General features: G+C 64.4%; 15 protein-coding genes. 8 read left to right on the top strand and 7 right to left on the bottom strand.

The genetic code is table 11. From position 1 onward, the window contains the following. The 6 genes from leuD to ilvN form a co-directional block, all read left to right on the top strand. The coding region (leuD, locus tag AC1DT2_RS05455) for a 3-isopropylmalate dehydratase small subunit (RefSeq protein WP_477294943.1) at positions 1-496 on the top strand (496 nt) is incomplete at its 5' end. Further along, a complete protein-coding gene (gene leuB / locus AC1DT2_RS05450; RefSeq protein WP_477294941.1) occupies positions 493-1557 on the top strand; it encodes a 3-isopropylmalate dehydrogenase in 1065 nt (354 codons plus the stop codon). The genes leuD and leuB, both read left to right, overlap by 4 nt. 26 nt (positions 1558-1583) lie before the next feature. Continuing rightward, a complete protein-coding gene (gene ilvD / locus AC1DT2_RS05445; RefSeq protein ID WP_477294947.1) occupies positions 1584-3317 on the top strand; it encodes a dihydroxy-acid dehydratase in 1734 nt (577 codons plus the stop codon). A gap of 139 nt (positions 3318-3456) precedes the next feature. Then, positions 3457-4476, top strand: a complete 1020-nt coding sequence (ilvC, locus tag AC1DT2_RS05440; protein ID WP_213949171.1) for a ketol-acid reductoisomerase — start codon at positions 3457-3459, stop codon at positions 4474-4476. 202 nt (positions 4477-4678) lie between these two features. Beyond that, the gene (ilvB, locus tag AC1DT2_RS05435; RefSeq protein ID WP_477294945.1) at positions 4679-6472 is read left to right on the top strand and encodes a biosynthetic-type acetolactate synthase large subunit; all 1794 of its coding nucleotides are present in this window, start codon (positions 4679-4681) and stop codon (positions 6470-6472) included. Between the two features lies 1 nt (position 6473). Continuing rightward, complete coding sequence (gene ilvN / locus AC1DT2_RS05430) at positions 6474-6953, top strand: acetolactate synthase small subunit (protein ID WP_063572546.1); 480 nt, start codon at positions 6474-6476, stop codon at positions 6951-6953. Between the two features lie 143 nt (positions 6954-7096). Here the strand turns inward: ilvN and AC1DT2_RS05425 are convergent, their stop codons facing one another. The 7 genes from AC1DT2_RS05425 to AC1DT2_RS05395 all read right to left on the bottom strand — a co-directional run bounded on the left by AC1DT2_RS05425 (position 7097) and on the right by AC1DT2_RS05395 (position 14588). Continuing rightward, entirely contained in the window at positions 7097-7765 is a 669-nt protein-coding gene (locus AC1DT2_RS05425; RefSeq protein ID WP_477294938.1) for a hypothetical protein, read from the bottom strand. 82 nt (positions 7766-7847) lie between these two features. After that, a complete protein-coding gene (locus AC1DT2_RS05420; RefSeq protein ID WP_477294936.1) occupies positions 7848-8489 on the bottom strand; it encodes a DUF1120 domain-containing protein in 642 nt (213 codons plus the stop codon). Between the two features lie 121 nt (positions 8490-8610). Next, complete coding sequence (locus AC1DT2_RS05415) at positions 8611-9792, bottom strand: DUF1120 domain-containing protein (protein ID WP_477294934.1); 1182 nt, start codon at positions 9790-9792, stop codon at positions 8611-8613. Continuing rightward, complete coding sequence (locus AC1DT2_RS05410) at positions 9789-12239, bottom strand: fimbria/pilus outer membrane usher protein (protein WP_477294932.1); 2451 nt, start codon at positions 12237-12239, stop codon at positions 9789-9791. Before AC1DT2_RS05410 ends, AC1DT2_RS05415 begins: the two co-directional genes overlap by 4 nt. A gap of 5 nt (positions 12240-12244) precedes the next feature. Continuing rightward, on the bottom strand, positions 12245-12979 hold the full coding sequence (locus AC1DT2_RS05405) for a fimbria/pilus chaperone family protein (protein ID WP_477294930.1): 735 nt from the start codon (positions 12977-12979) through the stop codon (positions 12245-12247). A 52-nt stretch (positions 12980-13031) separates the two neighbouring features. Next, complete coding sequence (locus tag AC1DT2_RS05400; protein WP_477294928.1) at positions 13032-13676, bottom strand: DUF1120 domain-containing protein; 645 nt, start codon at positions 13674-13676, stop codon at positions 13032-13034. A gap of 312 nt (positions 13677-13988) precedes the next feature. After that, positions 13989-14588, bottom strand: a complete 600-nt coding sequence (locus AC1DT2_RS05395; protein WP_477294926.1) for a short chain dehydrogenase — start codon at positions 14586-14588, stop codon at positions 13989-13991. 47 nt (positions 14589-14635) lie between these two features. On the opposite strand from AC1DT2_RS05395, the gene AC1DT2_RS05390 reads away from it, so the two are divergent. Further along, positions 14636-15562: an AraC family transcriptional regulator gene (locus AC1DT2_RS05390; protein ID WP_082878979.1), complete on the top strand. Its 927-nt coding sequence runs from the start codon at positions 14636-14638 to the stop codon at positions 15560-15562. Positions 15563-15816: 254 nt separating this feature from the next. Further along, the coding region (locus AC1DT2_RS05385) for an ABC transporter substrate-binding protein (RefSeq protein ID WP_477294923.1) at positions 15817-16565 on the top strand (749 nt) is incomplete at its 3' end.

The raw sequence follows: 16565 nt of genomic DNA, 5'->3' as shown, positions 1-16565 counted from the left end.
CACCACGACCGAACGCACGGGGCTGGGCAAGCATTGCTTCGAAGACTGGCGTTATGCCGCCGATGGCAGCGACAACCCTGCCTTCCCGCTGAATCAGGCAAACGCCCGCGGCTGCGCCATCCTGGTCGCCGGTCATAACTTCGGCTGCGGTTCCTCGCGTGAGCACGCGCCGTGGGCCCTGCTCGACTACGGCATCCAGGCGGTCATCTCCAGCGAGATTGCGGACATCTTCCGGGGTAACTCGCTTAAGAACGGCCTGCTCGCCATCGTCGTGAGCGCGGCGGAACACCGCTGGCTGCTCGACAATCCCGGCATCGAACTGCGTATCGACATCGCCGATGGCTCGATCCGCCTGCCCGACGGCGGAACGATCCGCTTCGACCTCGACGCCTTCTCGCGTCACTGCCTGCTCAACGGCGTCGATCAGATGGGCTTCCTGCTGCAACACGAAGCCGCCATCGCCACCTTCGAGAACCGCATGGAGGAAGCCGCATGAAGGCCCAGATCGTCGTACTGCCGGGTGACGGTATCGGCCCCGAAGTCGCTGCGGCTGGCGTAGCTGTGCTGCGCCAGGTCGCCGAGCGCTTCGGTCATCAGTTCACTTTCGCCGAGCATGCGATCGGTGGCGACGCGATCGATCGCTTTGGCGATCCGCTGCCACCGGCAACGCGTGAAGCGCTGCTGGCCGCGGACGCCATCCTGCTGGGCGCCGTGGGTGGCCCGAAGTGGTCGGACCCGAACGCGACGGTTCGTCCCGAGCAGGGTCTCCTGGCCATGCGCAAGCTGCTCGGCGTTTTCGCGAACGTGCGCCCGCTGAAGCTGCACCCGCGCACGGCGGCCCTGTCGCCGCTGAAGCCCGAACGCACGAAGGGTGTGGATCTGGTGTTTATCCGCGAGCTCACCGGCGGCATCTACTTCGGCGCGAAAACGCGCAGTGATACCGACGCAACCGACGAGTGCCGCTACAGCGTCGTGGAGATCGAGCGTGTCGTTCGTCATGCCTTCGAGCTGGCACGCACGCGCAAGAAGAAGGTCACCTCGGTCGACAAGGCCAACGTGCTGGAGACCTCGCGCCTGTGGCGTTCGGTCGCTACACGCGTCGGTGCGGATTACCCCGATGTGGAACTGGAGCACCAGTTGGTCGATTCCATGGCCATGCATCTGCTCACGCGTCCCGCCGAGTACGACGTGATCGTGACCGAGAACATGTTCGGCGACATCCTGACGGATGAAGCCTCGGTGCTGGCGGGTTCGCTGGGCCTGTCGCCTTCCGCATCGATCGGTGGCCCCGGCGCGGGCGTCTACGAGCCGATCCACGGCTCCGCGCCCGACATCGCCGGACAACAACTGGCCAACCCGCTCGGGACGATTCTCTCGGCAGCGATGCTGCTGCGCCATTCGCTGGGGCTGACCAAGGAGGCGGCCGTGGTCGAAGCGGCCGTGGATCACGTACTGGAGCACAGCAATCTCACGCGCGATCTGGGCGGTAACGCGACCACCTACACGGTCACGCGCGCTGTTCTGGAAGCATGTAACGCCAAGGCGGAGGCCGCATGAACGAGAAGAAGATCCCGATCCGCACGCTGCGCAGCGATGCGATAAAGACCGGCCCGGACCGTGCTCCGGCACGCGCCATGCTACGCGCCACCGGCCTCGATGACGAGGCGATCGCCCGTCCGATGGTCGCGATCGTGCACAGCTGGTCCAACGTGTCGCCGTGCAACCTCAATCTGCGCGACCTGGCAGAAGCGRCCGCCGAAGGCGTGCGCGCCGCCGGTGGTACACCGGTGGAATTCAACACCATCGCCGTCACCGACGGCATCGCCATGGGCACCTCCGGCATGCGTTCGTCGCTGGTCAGCCGTGAAGTGATCACCGACTCGATCGAACTGGCGGTGGACGGTCATTGCCTGGATGCGATGGTGGTGCTGTGCGGCTGCGACAAAACGATTCCAGCGGCCGCGATGGCGCTGGCCCGACTCAACATTCCGGGTGTCGCGCTGTATGGCGGAAGCATTGCGCATGGCAATCGAAACGGTTGCCCGATCACCGTGCAGGAGGTGTTTGAAGCGGTCGGCGCCCATGGCGCGGGCAAGATCGATGACGCCGAACTCGACGACGTCGAGCGCCATGCCTGCCCCGGTGCCGGCGCCTGCGGCGGGCAGTTCACCGCCAACACCATGGCGATGGTGCTGACCACGCTGGGACTGTCACCGGTCGGATTCAACGACATCCCCGCCACCGATCCGGCCAAGCGTGACGCTGCCTTCCGCTGCGGCGAACTCGCCATGGCCTGCCTGGACAACAACCGCCTGCCGCGCGACGTGATGACGCGCGCGGCCTTCGACAATGCCGCACGCATGGTCGCGGCGACCGCAGGCTCGACCAATGCCGTGCTGCACCTGTTGGCCATGGCCAACGAGGCGCGCGTGCCGCTGAGCATCGAGGACTTTGAGCCAGCATCGGCGAATACACCGGTGATTGCCGATTTGAAGCCGGGCGGTCGCTATAGCGCCGTGGAGCTGACCGCCGCGGGCGGCACGGCCATCGTCGCGCAGGAACTACGCAAGGCCGGGCTGTTGACGGATACACCGACGGTCACGGGCCGCAGCCTGTTCGCAGAGCTGGACGCCGCGCCGCCGGCAACCGACGGGCAGCAAGTGGTGCGCCCGGTCGCTCATGCGTTCAAGCCGCGCGGCGGATATAGCATCCTCTACGGCAACCTCTCGCCGGAAGGCTGCATCCTGAAACTGGCCGGCCACGGTCGCAGCAGCCATGCGGGTCCCGCCCGCGTGTTCGAAAGCGAAGAAGAGGCGTTCGCCGCGGTGCAGGCCGGTCGTATCCGCTCGGGCGATGTCATGGTCATTCGTAACGAAGGGCCTGYCGGCGGTCCAGGCATGCGCGAGATGCTGGCCGTCACCGCTGCCCTGGTCGGTCGCGGACTGGGTAACGACGTGGCGCTGATCACCGACGGCCRCTTCAGCGGTGCCACGCACGGCTTCATGGTCGGGCACATCGCACCCGAAGCCGCACGCGGTGGCCCGATCGGACTGCTCCGCGAAGGCGACGCCATCTTCATCGATGCATCGACGCGCGAACTGCGTACCGATGCCGACCTCGCCTCGCGCCGTGGCGCGTGGCAACCCACACCACCCAAGGTAACGCGCGGGGTTTTGGCGAAGTACGCGCGCCTGGTTGGCTCGGCGGCGGAAGGCGCGGTGACCCAGGCCTTCGACGACGCGCCGGCGACAGGTACGGCGCCCGCCCGACGCCGATCCGACGAAGAAGACATGACGCAGGAACTCATCGGTAACTGACCCTATCCAGCACCCCCATCTGTAGGAGCCGATTCATCGGCGAATCCCTGACCGTGTCGCGACCCCCAATCGCCGATGAATCGGTTCCCACAACAAGCCACCACCGAATGACACCTTCGCAATCTCAAGGAGACACCCCGTGACCGACAAGCAAGCCACCACCGCACCGCTGCAGAACGCCCGTATCGCCGTCCTCGGCTACGGCAGCCAGGGCCGCGCACACGCGCTCAACCTGAAGGACTCCGGACTCGACGTCGTAGTCGGCCTGCGTCCCGGTGGCCCGTCCTGGAGCCGCGCGTATGTCGACGGCTTCGCCGTGGCCGAGCCCGGTGATGCCGTCCGCGGTGCGGACCTGATCGCCGTGCTCACGCCGGACATGACCCAGCCCGAGATCTACAAGAACTCGATCGAGCCGAACATCAAGCCCGGCGCGACGCTGTTGTTCGCCCACGGCTTCAACGTGCACTTCGGCCAGATCGAACCACGCAAGGACATCGACGTGGTGCTCGTCGCACCGAAGGGTCCGGGCGCGCTCGTCCGCCGCGAGTATGAAATCGGTCGCGGTGTACCCTGCCTCTACGCGGTGCACCAGGATGCCACTGGCCATGCCACCGAACGTGCCACGGCCTACGCCGCCGGCATCGGCGGTGCACGCGCGATGCTGATTGAAACCGACTTCAAGGAAGAAACCGAGACCGATCTGTTCGGTGAGCAGGCCGTGCTCTGCGGTGGTGCCAGCGAACTGGTCATCAAGGGATTCGAAACCCTCGTCGAGGCAGGGTATCGCCCGGAGATCGCCTATTACGAGGTGATGCACGAGCTCAAGCTGATCGTCGACCTGTTCTATGAGGGCGGCATCGCCCGCATGCTCGAGTTCATTTCGGAGACCGCGCAGTACGGCGACTACACGCGTGGCCCGCGCATCGTCGACGAAGGTACGAAGCAGCGCATGAAGCAGGTGCTCACCGAGATCCAGGACGGCACGTTCGCCCGCGAATGGACCGCCGAGTACAAGGCTGGCCTGCCCAACTACAAGGCGTTCAAGCAGCGCGATCTCGATCACCCGATCGAGAAGGTCGGTGCGCAGCTACGCGCCCGCATGCCCTGGCTAGCCACCAACCAGCCAAAGCCAGCCGCCGAACCGGCCAAAGCTGACTGACCGAAACCCTGTAGGAGCCGGCTATGCCGGCGATCCCGCGGCAGCGGGCCGATGGCGGCGAGCCCCCTTCGCCGCTGAAGCGGCGCCTACAAGAGCTCAGGCTTTTCGACGTTAAAGGACTCACATACCCGTGAACGCGCAACTGGAATCCGTCGGCGACATTCGCCGTCCAACCGTGAATCATCCCCTGGCTGGCCAGTCCATGACCGGGGCGGACATCGTCGTGCAAGTGCTTGCCGACGAGGGCCTCGACGTACTCTTCGGTTACTCCGGTGGCGCCATCCTTCCTGTGTACGACGCGGTATTCCGCTACAACGAAAGCCATCTCCACGACGACGGCCGCGAATCCCTGCCGCTCATCGTGCCCGCCAACGAACAGGGTGCCTGCTTCATGGCGGCCGGCTATGCACGCGCGTCGGGTCGCGTGGGCGTCGCACTCGTCACCTCCGGACCGGGTGCCACGAATGCCGTGACGCCGGTGCGCGATTGCATGGCCGATTCGATTCCCCTGGTCGTGATCTGCGGCCAGGTTCCCACGGGCTCCATAGGTACCGACGCCTTCCAGGAGGCGCCCATCACAACGATCATGGGCGCCTGCGCGAAACACGTGTTCCTGGTGACCGATGCTTCCACGCTCGAGGCCACCTTGCGCACGGCATTTCATATCTCCCGGAGCGGGCGGCCAGGGCCCGTGGTTATCGACATACCCAAGGACGTCCAGAACGCGCCACTCATCTTCGAAGGCCGGCGCGAACTTGCGGTGCGCGGCTACCGTTCTCGCTTGCATGCGGTGGAATCCGCCGTCATCGACGATACTCAGTGCGCCGAATTCTTCGCCATGCTCGCCGCGTCTAAGCGGCCGCTGATCTACGCAGGTGGCGGCATCGTTTCAGCCGGAGCCGCAGGCGTACTCCGGGAGTTCGCACGCGCGTTCGGCCTGCCGGTCGTCACGACGCTGATGGGCATCGGCGGTTTCGATACCACCGACCCGCTCGCCCTGCGCATGCTGGGCATGCATGGCGCCGCCTATGCCAACTATGCCATGGACGATTGCGACCTCGTCTTCGCGCTCGGTGCCCGGTTCGATGACCGGGTGGTCGGGGTGCCGGCCAAGTTCGCACCGAAGGCACGCGCGATTGCCCAGATCGATATCGACCCTGCGGAGATCGGTAAGGTCAAGGCGGTCGACTGGCACCATATCGGTTCATTGGACGCGTCCCTGGAGCGCCTGCTCGCTTACGGCCAGCGCATCGGCTTCACAACCGACTACGCTCCCTGGCACGACCACGTCGCCGCACTGAAGAAAAGCCATGCCATGGACTTCTGCCGCGACGGTGAAACGATCCATCCCTGCGTGGTCATCGAGGCGATCAACCGCATCACCGACGGGCGCGCCATCATCAGCACGGGCGTTGGCCAACACCAGATGTGGGCGGCGCAGTATTTCGACTTCCGCGAGCCGCGTCGCTGGCTGACGTCGGGATCCATGGGCACGATGGGCTTCGGCCTGCCCGCAGCGATCGGCGCGCAGTTCGCCAGGCGCGACCTGACCGTCATCGACATCGACGGCGATGCCAGCATCCGCATGAACATCGGTGAGCTCGAAACGGTGACGACGTACGACCTTCCCGTGAAAGTCGTCGTGATGAACAATGCTGGCGACGGCATGGTGCGCCAATGGCAGAAGCTGTTCTTCAAGGGCCGCTTCTCAGCCTCGGACAAGAGCCTGCATAAGAAAGATTTTGTTCGCGCCGCCCAGGCCGACGGTTTCGAATGGGCGCAGCGCCTCGACAAGCCGGACGATATCGACGCCACCATCGCCGACTTCCTCGCTTTCGAGGGCCCGGCCTTTCTCGAGGTGATCATCGATCCGGATGCCGGCGTCTATCCCATGGTGGGCCCGGGATCGACCTACGCCGAGATGATCACCGGCGACTGGATCGCCAGTCGCCACGCGCCGGCGACCGACACCGCCGAACCCACGGGAATGTTCTGACATGCGCCACCTGATCTCCATGCTGTTGCAGAACGAAGCCGGTGCACTCGCGCGCGTTGCCGGTCTGTTCGCCTCGCGGGGCTACAACATCGAATCGCTCACCGTGGCGGCCACGCACGACGTGGATGCGTCACGCCTCACGCTCGTGGTGTTCGGCGACGACGCCGTTGTCGAGCAGATCATCAAGCAAACGGCAAAGCTCGTCGATGTGATCGAGATCGCGGAGATCACCCGGCGCGAACACGTGGAGCGGGAACTCCTCGTCGCCCACGTCGAAGCCAGTGCCGGTGCGGTGGATGCGTGCCTCGCCCAGTTCGGCGGACGGCTCCTGCAACGCGCAGGAAACCAGTCGGTCGCCGAGTTCACCGGGCGCGCCGACGAGGTCGACGCCTTCCTCGATGCACTGCGTCTCGCTGGCGAGATCGTCGATCACGCACGCAGCGGTATCGCCGCCATCGAGCGCCCTTTGGCGACGGCCTGACCGCCGCTCTCTGTATGGTGGGAGCCGATTCATCGGCGATGGGTGCTCGCGACCGGCTGCCCCGCTGCGGTGGACTTCCGCGCCGCGACGAACTGCCCCCGCTGCGGCGGGATCACCGATGAATCGACTCCTACGGCTTGCGACTAGAAGTAGTTTATTTCGAGCCCGAGATCGCTCGAGAAGCCGATATCCGCGGAAAGGTCGAGCTCGTTCACGGGATTGATCCGGGGCCTCACCAGCAGCTTGACGCTGAGGTCCTTGATATTGGCCGGCGCTGCCGTGCTCGCCGCCTCCGTGACGAAACCCACCGCGTAGCGTCCGTTGGTGATCGGCAGGTTCTCGCGCGATGACGTTGCCGGCCCCCAGGTGGCTTGCTCGAGGTCATTCACGCGGTCCGCACCCGTCGCGTAGCCTTGGACGCCGTCGATCTTGGTCGATTGGGCATCGAAGAGAAGGAACAACTTGCCGGTATCTTTTCCACTTTCATTCGCCCGCATCGGGAAGATCCTGTCCGATGACGCATCGTTGCCCCCGGCTTCGCGAACGACAAAGGCAAAGCGTCGGGCACTGGGGCAGTTGACCGTCGTCGACACCCGCTGCTCCTCGAGTTCGGTTTCCTTGGAGGGATCCGCCTCGAGCTGATCACGCCTGATCGTACCCAGCTTGAGTGTGCTGCCGATGACCACGCTACATGCTGCAGCCGGGGTAATGGATCCCTTGACGAGAAGATCGGCGCGGGTCTCGCTCGCCACTGCCGAGCTGGCCATGAGCAGCAGCGCTGCCGATGCGCCTAAGGCATTGAAGTGTTTCATTCGCATTCCTTGTTGATTTACGTTGCCGGCATCGACGCCGGCATGGATATCGACCGACCCTGGACGATCGCGTGACCCAAGGTCAGAGATACTTGATCTCGAACAAGACATTTCCGGCGAGGACGAGCTCGTCTCCCGGCACCAGATCCGCCTTCGGCGCGATCGTCACGGGGATGAACAACCACATCGACGCCTGCCGTACGAAGTCCGGGCCCGCACTCGATCCTTCGGTCTTGTTCAGGCCGAGGAGGTAGTCCGCCTGGGAAAACGGTATGGGGCTTTTCGACGAGGCAAACCAGAGCTCGCGATCCTCCGTCGCCGTCAGATACGCCCGTTTACCATCGGCCATGAATCCGTCATTGCGCTCGCTTATCGTTATGTGGCCTATCGACTTGTCATTGGACCCAAGGCCGAGGCCGAAGAAATTGCGTCCGTTGCCGCCGCCATCGGACAGGTCCGTGGCCCCGAGAGCGAACCGGGCAGGTCCATTGCAGAGGATGTCGAGTTTGTTCTCCTTGTCGACGAGATGGGTCGGCTGAGTCTCGTCGGGATTCAGGTCCGCGAAGTGGATCACCCCAAGGTCGAGCTGACCGCCGCGCACGAACGCCTCGCACGACGACGGCATGATCGTACCCGCTACGCTCAGGTCCGCCCGATCACTTGCTCGGACCCCGATCGGCGCTAAAGCAAGTGCCACCCCAATCAAACGCCCACAAGGGCTCATGACTTTYCTTTGTCCGGCACTGGACGTCGTTGATCTCRCACGAAGCAGTGGCCCGAGGGCAAACAGGGAAGAACAAAGCGTCAAGGTGGTACCTCCATCGGTTGTGTGTTGCGTTCTTTCGTCAGTAGACGATCTCGAAAGTGACCAGGCCATCTGCCGTTATCTCTTCGCCAAGCGAGAGCAGGTGCTTGGGTGCAATGAAGATCGTCGTCTCCAGGGTCACGTCGAGTACCTTCAAACGCGCAGGACCCGTCGCCGCGTCCTTGGCGCCGACGTAACCCACCCGCCCGGCATTGGCGTGATTGGCGACGATGGAAGCCTCCGTGGATAGCCACGACCGGCCACCGTCGAGCGACTGTGTCGCGCGAAGGTCGCCCTGGTCGGACGTCGCATGCGCAGCCCAGTGCAATACGTAGGCGCCGATGTTCTCGCCGGCACCTGTCTTGCCCAGGCCAAATAGTTCGCCGTCCTTGTACGACGTTCCCAGGCCGACCGGTGCGGACGCCGTACCTGCGCGTTCGTCACGCATCACACGGAAGGCGAATGGCATCGGCGCATCGCACACCACCCGTAGCTGGCCGTTCCCGGCCGACGGGATCCGTGTCGAAGCGCCATGGCTATCCAGGTCCGTCGAGCGAAGATGCCCGAACGACACGTGGCGAACGATATCCACGTTGCAACGCCCCGGCTGTACGTCGGCCTGAAGGGTGAGCTCGCGCGGCGCCGCGGCACGGCCCATGTCGACCGTACCCGTCACTACCCAGCGCGAGGCGTCACTGACCTTCAACGCACCTTCGTCGATGTACGTATCGATGTCGATCTGCGCGCTGAAATCGCGACCGGTCGCCGCCATGCCGTTCTTCACCGGCGATAATCCCTGGTCAGGCGTCCATGCCAGCCGGTCATCCGTCCGACGTGACATGCCACCGCTGTGGTCCACCCACCCCAGGTCCACGGGCAGGCCGTCCAGACGTCCGTCGCGCAGGCGCAGGGCAAAACGGCCCTGGTCGGTGAAACGAAATGCCACAGCATCGGCAGGCGGCCCGCGGAAGAAAAGCACCATGTCGCCAGGCTCGGAGCAATGGATGTGCAGGGCCACGGTACGAGCCGGCAGGCCGAGCACGCCATGGGCATCGACCGCCAGCGTCGCCCGGCTGAGCGTACCGTAGTCGACGTGCGGCGCGCCGAGCAGCACGTTGCAGGGGTGATCCTGCGCACCAACGGTGGGCACGAACAGCAGCGCGAGCAACCACGCGGCGACATGGGCGAATGCCTTGGCGACCGCCCTCCGTCCGGCCATCATCGAACGGCCTCGCCGCTCACCCGGCATACCGCCGACGCGGACTCGTAATACGTGTCTCGATCGACGTGATCGCCGATGTCGATGTCGATGTCGAGCTCACAGGGAGGCGTATCGGGGCCGCTCACCCATAGCCGGGGTGTCGCCATCACGTTCGGTACGAAAATCTCGCCCTCACGCTGCACCATGCCGACCACCTCACCCGTCTCGTCCGTCACCGTGGCACCGAACGGCAGGAGCTGCCCGTCCACAGTCTGCGCACGCACGAGGACGCGACGCGTCCTGCTCACCCCGAAGGCGAGTTTCGCCACCGTGCCACGGCCGGCTGAGATGACCGAGGCACCGTGGTCGATATCCATGTCGCGCGGGAGCGAATCGGTGGCGACTTCGATGCTGCTGTTGCCATAGGCGCTCAGTTGCGGCAGCACCGCGTAGCCGCGTGCATCGGTCCATACCGGCCCGCCCGGCGTCGATACACGTATGCCAGCGGTATCGCCCACGGAGAGGACGCCGAAAGTGTCACGCACGGCATAAGGCGACGCCGTCACGCCCCGATCGTGCACGACCAGACCGCCGCGAAGGCCGAGGCTCGTGGTGCGGCTGCGCGTGTCGTGCGCATACCCGGCGTCCAGCTGGAAGTAACGCGGCAGCAAGGAGACGGCGGCTGACTCGCTGCGCTGGTGGTCGCGGGACCGATATTCCAGCCCGGTACTGTACGAAGCGAACTCGCTCATCTGCCCGGAGAAGCTTGCACCGTAGCGGGTTTCGCCGGCGTACCGACGCACGGTGCTCGCCAGGCGATGGCTATCGCCAAGCGGCACATTGACGTTCAGATAGAAGCTCTTGTTACCGGTGCGACGCTCGTGGCTAAGCGTCCATTCCGCCGACAACGATACCGATGCGCGGCCGATACGGGTACCCCAGGAAGCCAGGGCCCGGCTTGTCGTCTGGCCGTCGAACAGACCGGTACGTGAATATCCCGCACTGAGGTTGCCCAACCCCTGGCGTGACCAGGAAAGCGAGAGCGAGGTCTGGTCGCGATAGCGTGTTCGACGCGCGCCGGCGGCGACGCGCAAGGACGAACCGAGGAATTCACGAAAACCCGGACCCTGCCTCGAGTGCGAAAGCGCGACCGACCATGCCTCGCCCAGGCGCTGCGACCAGGTCAGCAGCGCTTGCATACCGGTGACGCCCTCGCGCGACGCTCGTGCTCCGGTGATATCGAGTTGCACCTGGCTGCCCGATGCCGACCCTGAGCCGACGCCCGCCCCGATCGCCTGGTAGTTCGATGCCAGCGTGGCGCCACCGCAGACCTTGAGCCGACGACGAGCGGTAGCACTCCAGCCCGCGCTGACCATCCATGGGGCCTCGGTACCGCCTGTATTTCGCGTCCTGCCCAGCGCAAACGAATAGCCGGTGGATGGCGCGATGGCGCCGGCCATGGACATCGGCACGACGAAGTGTTGCGACTCGCCGCCAGCGCCGGCGACGGTGACGTCCAGGTCGGCGCGGCGGTTGATACGCGGAATGTCTCTCAGTACGAACGGCCCTGCGGGTACCGCGGTGGAGTAAACGAGCACACCGTCCTGACGGATTTCGATACGTCCCTGGCTCTGGGCAACACCCTCCACGACGGCGCCCGCGCCCGGCGTGGCCAGGGCCTGCTCGCTCATCACCTGCACGCCGGTGATCTGGGCCCCGGGCAGTGCGGGATTCACAACATTGATCTCGCCGAACTGGAGCACCGCCCCGTGCTCGGCAAACGAACGTTGAGCGTACGTGTCGAGTACCTCGGTACGGTGTCGACCATCGATCGATGTCGACACCTGACGGCTGCGGACCACCCAATCGCCAGCGTTGAATCCCGTCTCGGTATTGGCGGACGCGTAGCGGCTGCGTTGCGAACCCCATCGGCTTTCCAGGCCGGTGAGATCGTAGTTGAAGAGCGCCGCTGTTCCACCGCGTGCATACCCCGACATATCTTGCCGTCGCTCGCGCAGTGCATGGGTGGGTACAAGCAGGGAGACCTCGCCACCGGCCGGATCGAGCTCGGCGTGCGCGGTGGGGAACATCGAAGCCAGGCTCAGGCAGGGCTGCGCCTTGGATGACTTCGTCAACGGATCGTGTGTCCGGGGCGACACGATCGCCGCGGCCTCCAGCAATCCCGGGTCGACGCAGAGCCCACCGTGATCGTCGAACCGCACGCTCACCCGTCCCAAGGATTGTCCATTGACCCGCAAGGACACCTCATGGAACCCGGCGGTAAAGCGTGGCGCGTCTCGAAAATAATCGGCCAGCTTCGGGTCGATACCGCGCAGCTTCAACATACCCACATCGAACTCGACCTCGTTGGCGCAGGCATCGGGCAGGTCGAGTACGCAAGCCAGCGGCAGTAACGCCAGCCGCAGATGTGCGCCTCGCAGTCGTCGGCTGGGCACAGGTGAACTCACGGTGCTCAGCGGGCGACGGTGGTCAACGGTGCATCGTACGCGTCCACGGAAAAACCATAGACCGTCGCGGGATACAGGCGAACCGACGTGGAAGCGTGCGCCGCCTCGGGAATCGGGACTACGTGGTGGGCACCCGGCAGCACGTACGCGGAGGGAACCTTCACCGACGCCATCGTCGGCAGCAAATGCACTTCCTGGCCCATGCGCACGACATAAGGCGTGTCGTTACGAACGGTCAGCTCGCCGTTCGCGATCAACCAGGTAAGACCCGTCCACGGTTCGCGGTTCAAGGGAAGCCCTTTCGGATGCACGATGACCGGGAGGTTCTGTCGGATATTCACCGCCACGGTGGCACGGCCTGGTTCGAGCTTGTTCTTCGGCGGGATGCCTTCGAACACGACGCGTTTGAGACGCTGCGTCGTCAGCGGTTTGGTATGGCGCAGGATGAAACGGACCAGCTGGTCCTGGCCTGGATCGACGCGCGACACCGGCGGCGTAACGAACAGCAACGGCTCGACGTCTTCGGGGATGTCCTGCAGGGTAACGTGCAGGAGYGACGGCCGCGTWTCGCTGTTTCGCACCTTGATCGCTGCCTCGCCCTTGTCCTCGTAAACGAGGACGACCGAGGTTTCCGGCAGCATGCCGTCTGCGTGCACAGGTAATCCGGAAAACAGTCCGGCCAGCGTCAGGGCGAACACGAAGCGCGCCGACCGCCTGTGGGGCGCTATCATTCTCGACATGTCAGCTCTCCACGCGTGCGTTCCCGGCACGGGGTGCCGGGAACGCCGTTGCTCAGTAAAAGATTTCGATCGTCGCCTGGCCGGCGAGCTCGACCTCGTCGGTAACCACCGGATCCTTAGCGAGGACGGCCTTGATTTTCAGCGGCACGATGAGCGACGCGAGATCCGCGGGTTCCGTGGCCCCCGCACTCGTTGCGAAGGCAAATGCTTCGCCATCGTGATCGAACGCTACCGGTCCGGTCACCGCCGACGCCCAGGCTTCGCCGAGGCCGCCATCGGTCGACTTCAGCACGAAGTTGTTCGTCGACATGGAAGCCGCATCGATGTTCAGCGCAAAGTAGCCGTTGGGTTTCTTTCCTTCCTCGTTGAAGCCCAGGCTGTAATGGGAAGCGCCCGGCGCGGAGATACCGAGGTCGGCCCTGGCATCGGAGGCCTTGAGGCGGAACTTCGCTGAGGCACCCTGGCACTCGATGCTCAGGGAAGCTGTCTTTTCAGGAAGTTGCAGATCCTGACCCGGCGTGAAGTCCGACAGCTTCACCGGATCGAGCTTCACTTCGGAGGCACCTGCCAGCGATACATTGCAGACCGCCGGCGAGATCGTGCCAGTCACCGTGAGATGGGCGGTGTCGTCGGCCATGGCGGAAACGGGAACCAGCGATGCCAGGGCGACGCCGGTAAACAATGCAAGATGACGCATCTGATACTTCTCCTGAAGAGGCCGTTACGGCCGTAAAACTCCTGCACGCCCATGCGATGCGTCATGGCTGTGCGACGCGTCCCGCCAGCTATCTGACTGCTGCCGCCGGAGCGCGTTCTGAGAGGTCGGCTATCGTATCGATGACATCGTCGGACCGACATAGGATCACTCCTATTTACGGGCACCGATTCATTGTGGAGGCCGATTCATTGTGGGAGCCGATTCATCGGCGAACCCGCGGCAGCGGGCCCGCGTGCCGCGACCACCCATCGCCGCTGAAGCGGCCCCCACAGGCCATGCGCGCGCCGACACTCACCAGACTTTGTAAACCTGCCCTGTTTGTCGACCCTCGACCGACCGCGAGAACGCCATCGCGGCGCGCGCGGCGCTCACCGGCTCGAAACCACGGAAGTACGGCGCGTAGGCATGCATCGCTTCGGTCAGCACGGTCGGGCTGACGACATTGATGCGGATGCCGCGGGGTAATTCGATGGCAGCGGCGCGGACGAAAGCCTCGAYGGCTCCGTTGACCGTGCTCGCCACCGCGCCGGACAGAATCGGCTGCTCGGTGAGGATGCCGGTGATCAGGGTGAACGAGCCACCATCGCGCAGATGCGGCGTGCCCGCGTTGACCAGACGTATCTGGCCGAACAGTTTGTCCTGCAGGCCCTCGAGGTACTGCGCCTCGGTGAGCTCGCCCAGCGGCGCGAACGGTACCTTGCCGGCGGTGGAAATCACGGCATCGACCGGCCCCACGCTGCGGAACATCGCTTCGACGCTGGCCGTATCGCGCAGGTCGACGCGCACGTCGCCGTGGGAACGGCTTGCGCCGACGATCTCGTGCCGAGCACCCAGTTCCTTCGCAACCGCCTTGCCCAGGGTGCCGTTGGCGCCCACGATCAGGACCTTCATATTCGCCTCCTTGGTGATTGATAACAGGAAAGAGTACGCTCGGTCGCATGAACCGTCGCGCCGCCCTTTCGCTGCCGCCGCCCATGGCCGATACCTCGGCGCTCGGCCGTGAGCAGGATGTGCTCGGCCTCTCGGACGAACCGTCGATCCACTACCTCGATCATGGCTCGCGTAGCCGGCTCATCCGTTGGCATTACCACCCGGCCTACGAGCTTCATCTCATCGTCGCGACTGAGGGTACCGCCTACGTAGGCGACTACGAAGGCCGCTTCGCGCCGTACACCCTGATGCTGACCGGCCCCAACGTGCCGCATAACTGGGTAACCGATACGACTTGCGAGCCGGCCGCGCTGCGCGATCGCGTGATCCTGTTCTCGGAAGCCTTCGTGCGTCGCTGCATCGAGTTCTTCCCCTCGGCCCGGCACGTGAAGTCCTTGTTGCTGGAGGAAGCACGCTACGGGATCGAGTTCGCGCCGAACCTCGGCCGGCAGCTGGAACCGTACTTCCGCCGGGTAGCGGAGAATCCCGGATTACGTCGCGTGGCGAGCTTCTTCGAGATGATCGAAGCCCTCGCCGACGACCCCACACGACGACCTCTCAGCAGTCGTCCCTTCCAGGCATCGGCCGACCCCAGCCAATCGATGAAACTGCACCGCGCGGTGACCTTCATCGACCGACACCACGCTGGCGACGTGTCGCTCAAGACCGTGGCCGAACGCCTGGGCATGTCCGAAACCGCCTTCTCGCGATTCTTCCACCAGCACACCGGATACCGCTTCATCGACTACGTAAACCAGACGCGCGTGCAACGCGCATGCGAGAAGCTCGTGGCTTCCCCAGGGTCCATTACCGACATCTGTTACGAGGTCGGCTTCAGTAACCTGTCGAACTTCAATCGCCGCTTTCTCGTCCTCACCGGCATGACGCCGCGCGAATATCGGATGCGACACAGGCAACCCGCCGCCGACCTGTAATGGCGCGCCGCGTCACGCGGTAGATCCCCGCTCCTGCCTGGCCCGGCCTGTATACGTACTTTATTGCTGCCTTCACGAGGTGCTGCACCGCAGCATTAGCGGCTTCGCAGCGGGCGTTTCCACGTCCCGCAAGGCACTCAATCTGCAAAAAAGTACGCATCTTCACCGGAAAACGACGAGACACGTATTGGTGGTCGTAGTGTCCTTGAACCTATAAACGCTCATCCATTCGGTTCGCCGTTGAGGGAGGCAAGATGAGCGATTATCGGAACGGCCTTGGAAAAGGTGTCGTCTCCGTCCTGTTCGCGACGTGGCTGGGAACAGCCGGGATCGCGTACGCCGACACCACGCTCACCATCGGCACGGTGAACAACGCGGACATGGTGCGCATGCAGGCGCTCTCGTCCGAGTACGAGAAGAGCCACCCGGGCGTGCACCTGAACTGGGTCGTGCTCGAAGAGAACACCCTTCGGCAGCGCCTGACCACGGACATCGCCACACATGGCGGACAGTTCGACGTCATCACCATCGGCGCGTACGAGGCACCGCTATGGGGCGCGCAGAAATGGCTCAAGCCGCTGGATAACCTTCCTGCCGACTACGATACCAACGACATCTTCAAGAACGTGCGCGAGCAGCTGACGGTCGATAACCATCTCTACGCCGTGCCTTTCTACGCCGAAGCCAGCATCACCTACTTCCGCACGGACCTGTTCGCCAAGGCGAACCTGACCATGCCTGCCGAGCCCACCTGGGATCAGATCCGTGGCTTCGCGCAGAAACTGCACGATCCCGATCACGGCGTGTACGGCATATGCCTGCGTGGCAAGGCTGGCTGGGGCGAGAACATGGCCCTGCTCGGCACCGTCGTCAACAGCTATGGCGGGCGCTGGTTCGATGAGCAATGGCATCCGCAGATCGACACGCCGGAGTGGCACAAGGCGGTCAATTTCTATGTCGACCTGCTGAAGCATTACGGCCCACCGGGCCCCTCCGATAACGG

This window comes from Luteibacter sp. P4_E6 (genome assembly GCF_056401535.1).
This window is presented reverse-complemented; position numbering and strand designations above follow the sequence as displayed.

Bases quoted from the DNA above. Each gene is read 5' to 3' on its own strand.
- leuB (WP_477294941.1), top strand. From the start codon at position 493: ATGAAGGCCCAGATCGTCGTACTGCCGGGTGACGGTATCGGCCCCGAA.
- ilvB (WP_477294945.1), top strand. From the start codon at position 4,679: ATGACCGGGGCGGACATCGTCGTGCAAGTGCTTGCCGACGAGGGCCTC.
- ilvN (WP_063572546.1), top strand. From the start codon at position 6,474: ATGCGCCACCTGATCTCCATGCTGTTGCAGAACGAAGCCGGTGCACTC.
- AC1DT2_RS05425 (WP_477294938.1), bottom strand. From the start codon at position 7,765: ATGAAACACTTCAATGCCTTAGGCGCATCGGCAGCGCTGCTGCTCATG.
- AC1DT2_RS05420 (WP_477294936.1), bottom strand. From the start codon at position 8,489: ATGAGCCCTTGTGGGCGTTTGATTGGGGTGGCACTTGCTTTAGCGCCG.
- AC1DT2_RS05415 (WP_477294934.1), bottom strand. From the start codon at position 9,792: ATGATGGCCGGACGGAGGGCGGTCGCCAAGGCATTCGCCCATGTCGCC.
- AC1DT2_RS05400 (WP_477294928.1), bottom strand. From the start codon at position 13,676: ATGCGTCATCTTGCATTGTTTACCGGCGTCGCCCTGGCATCGCTGGTT.
- AC1DT2_RS05390 (WP_082878979.1), top strand. From the start codon at position 14,636: ATGAACCGTCGCGCCGCCCTTTCGCTGCCGCCGCCCATGGCCGATACC.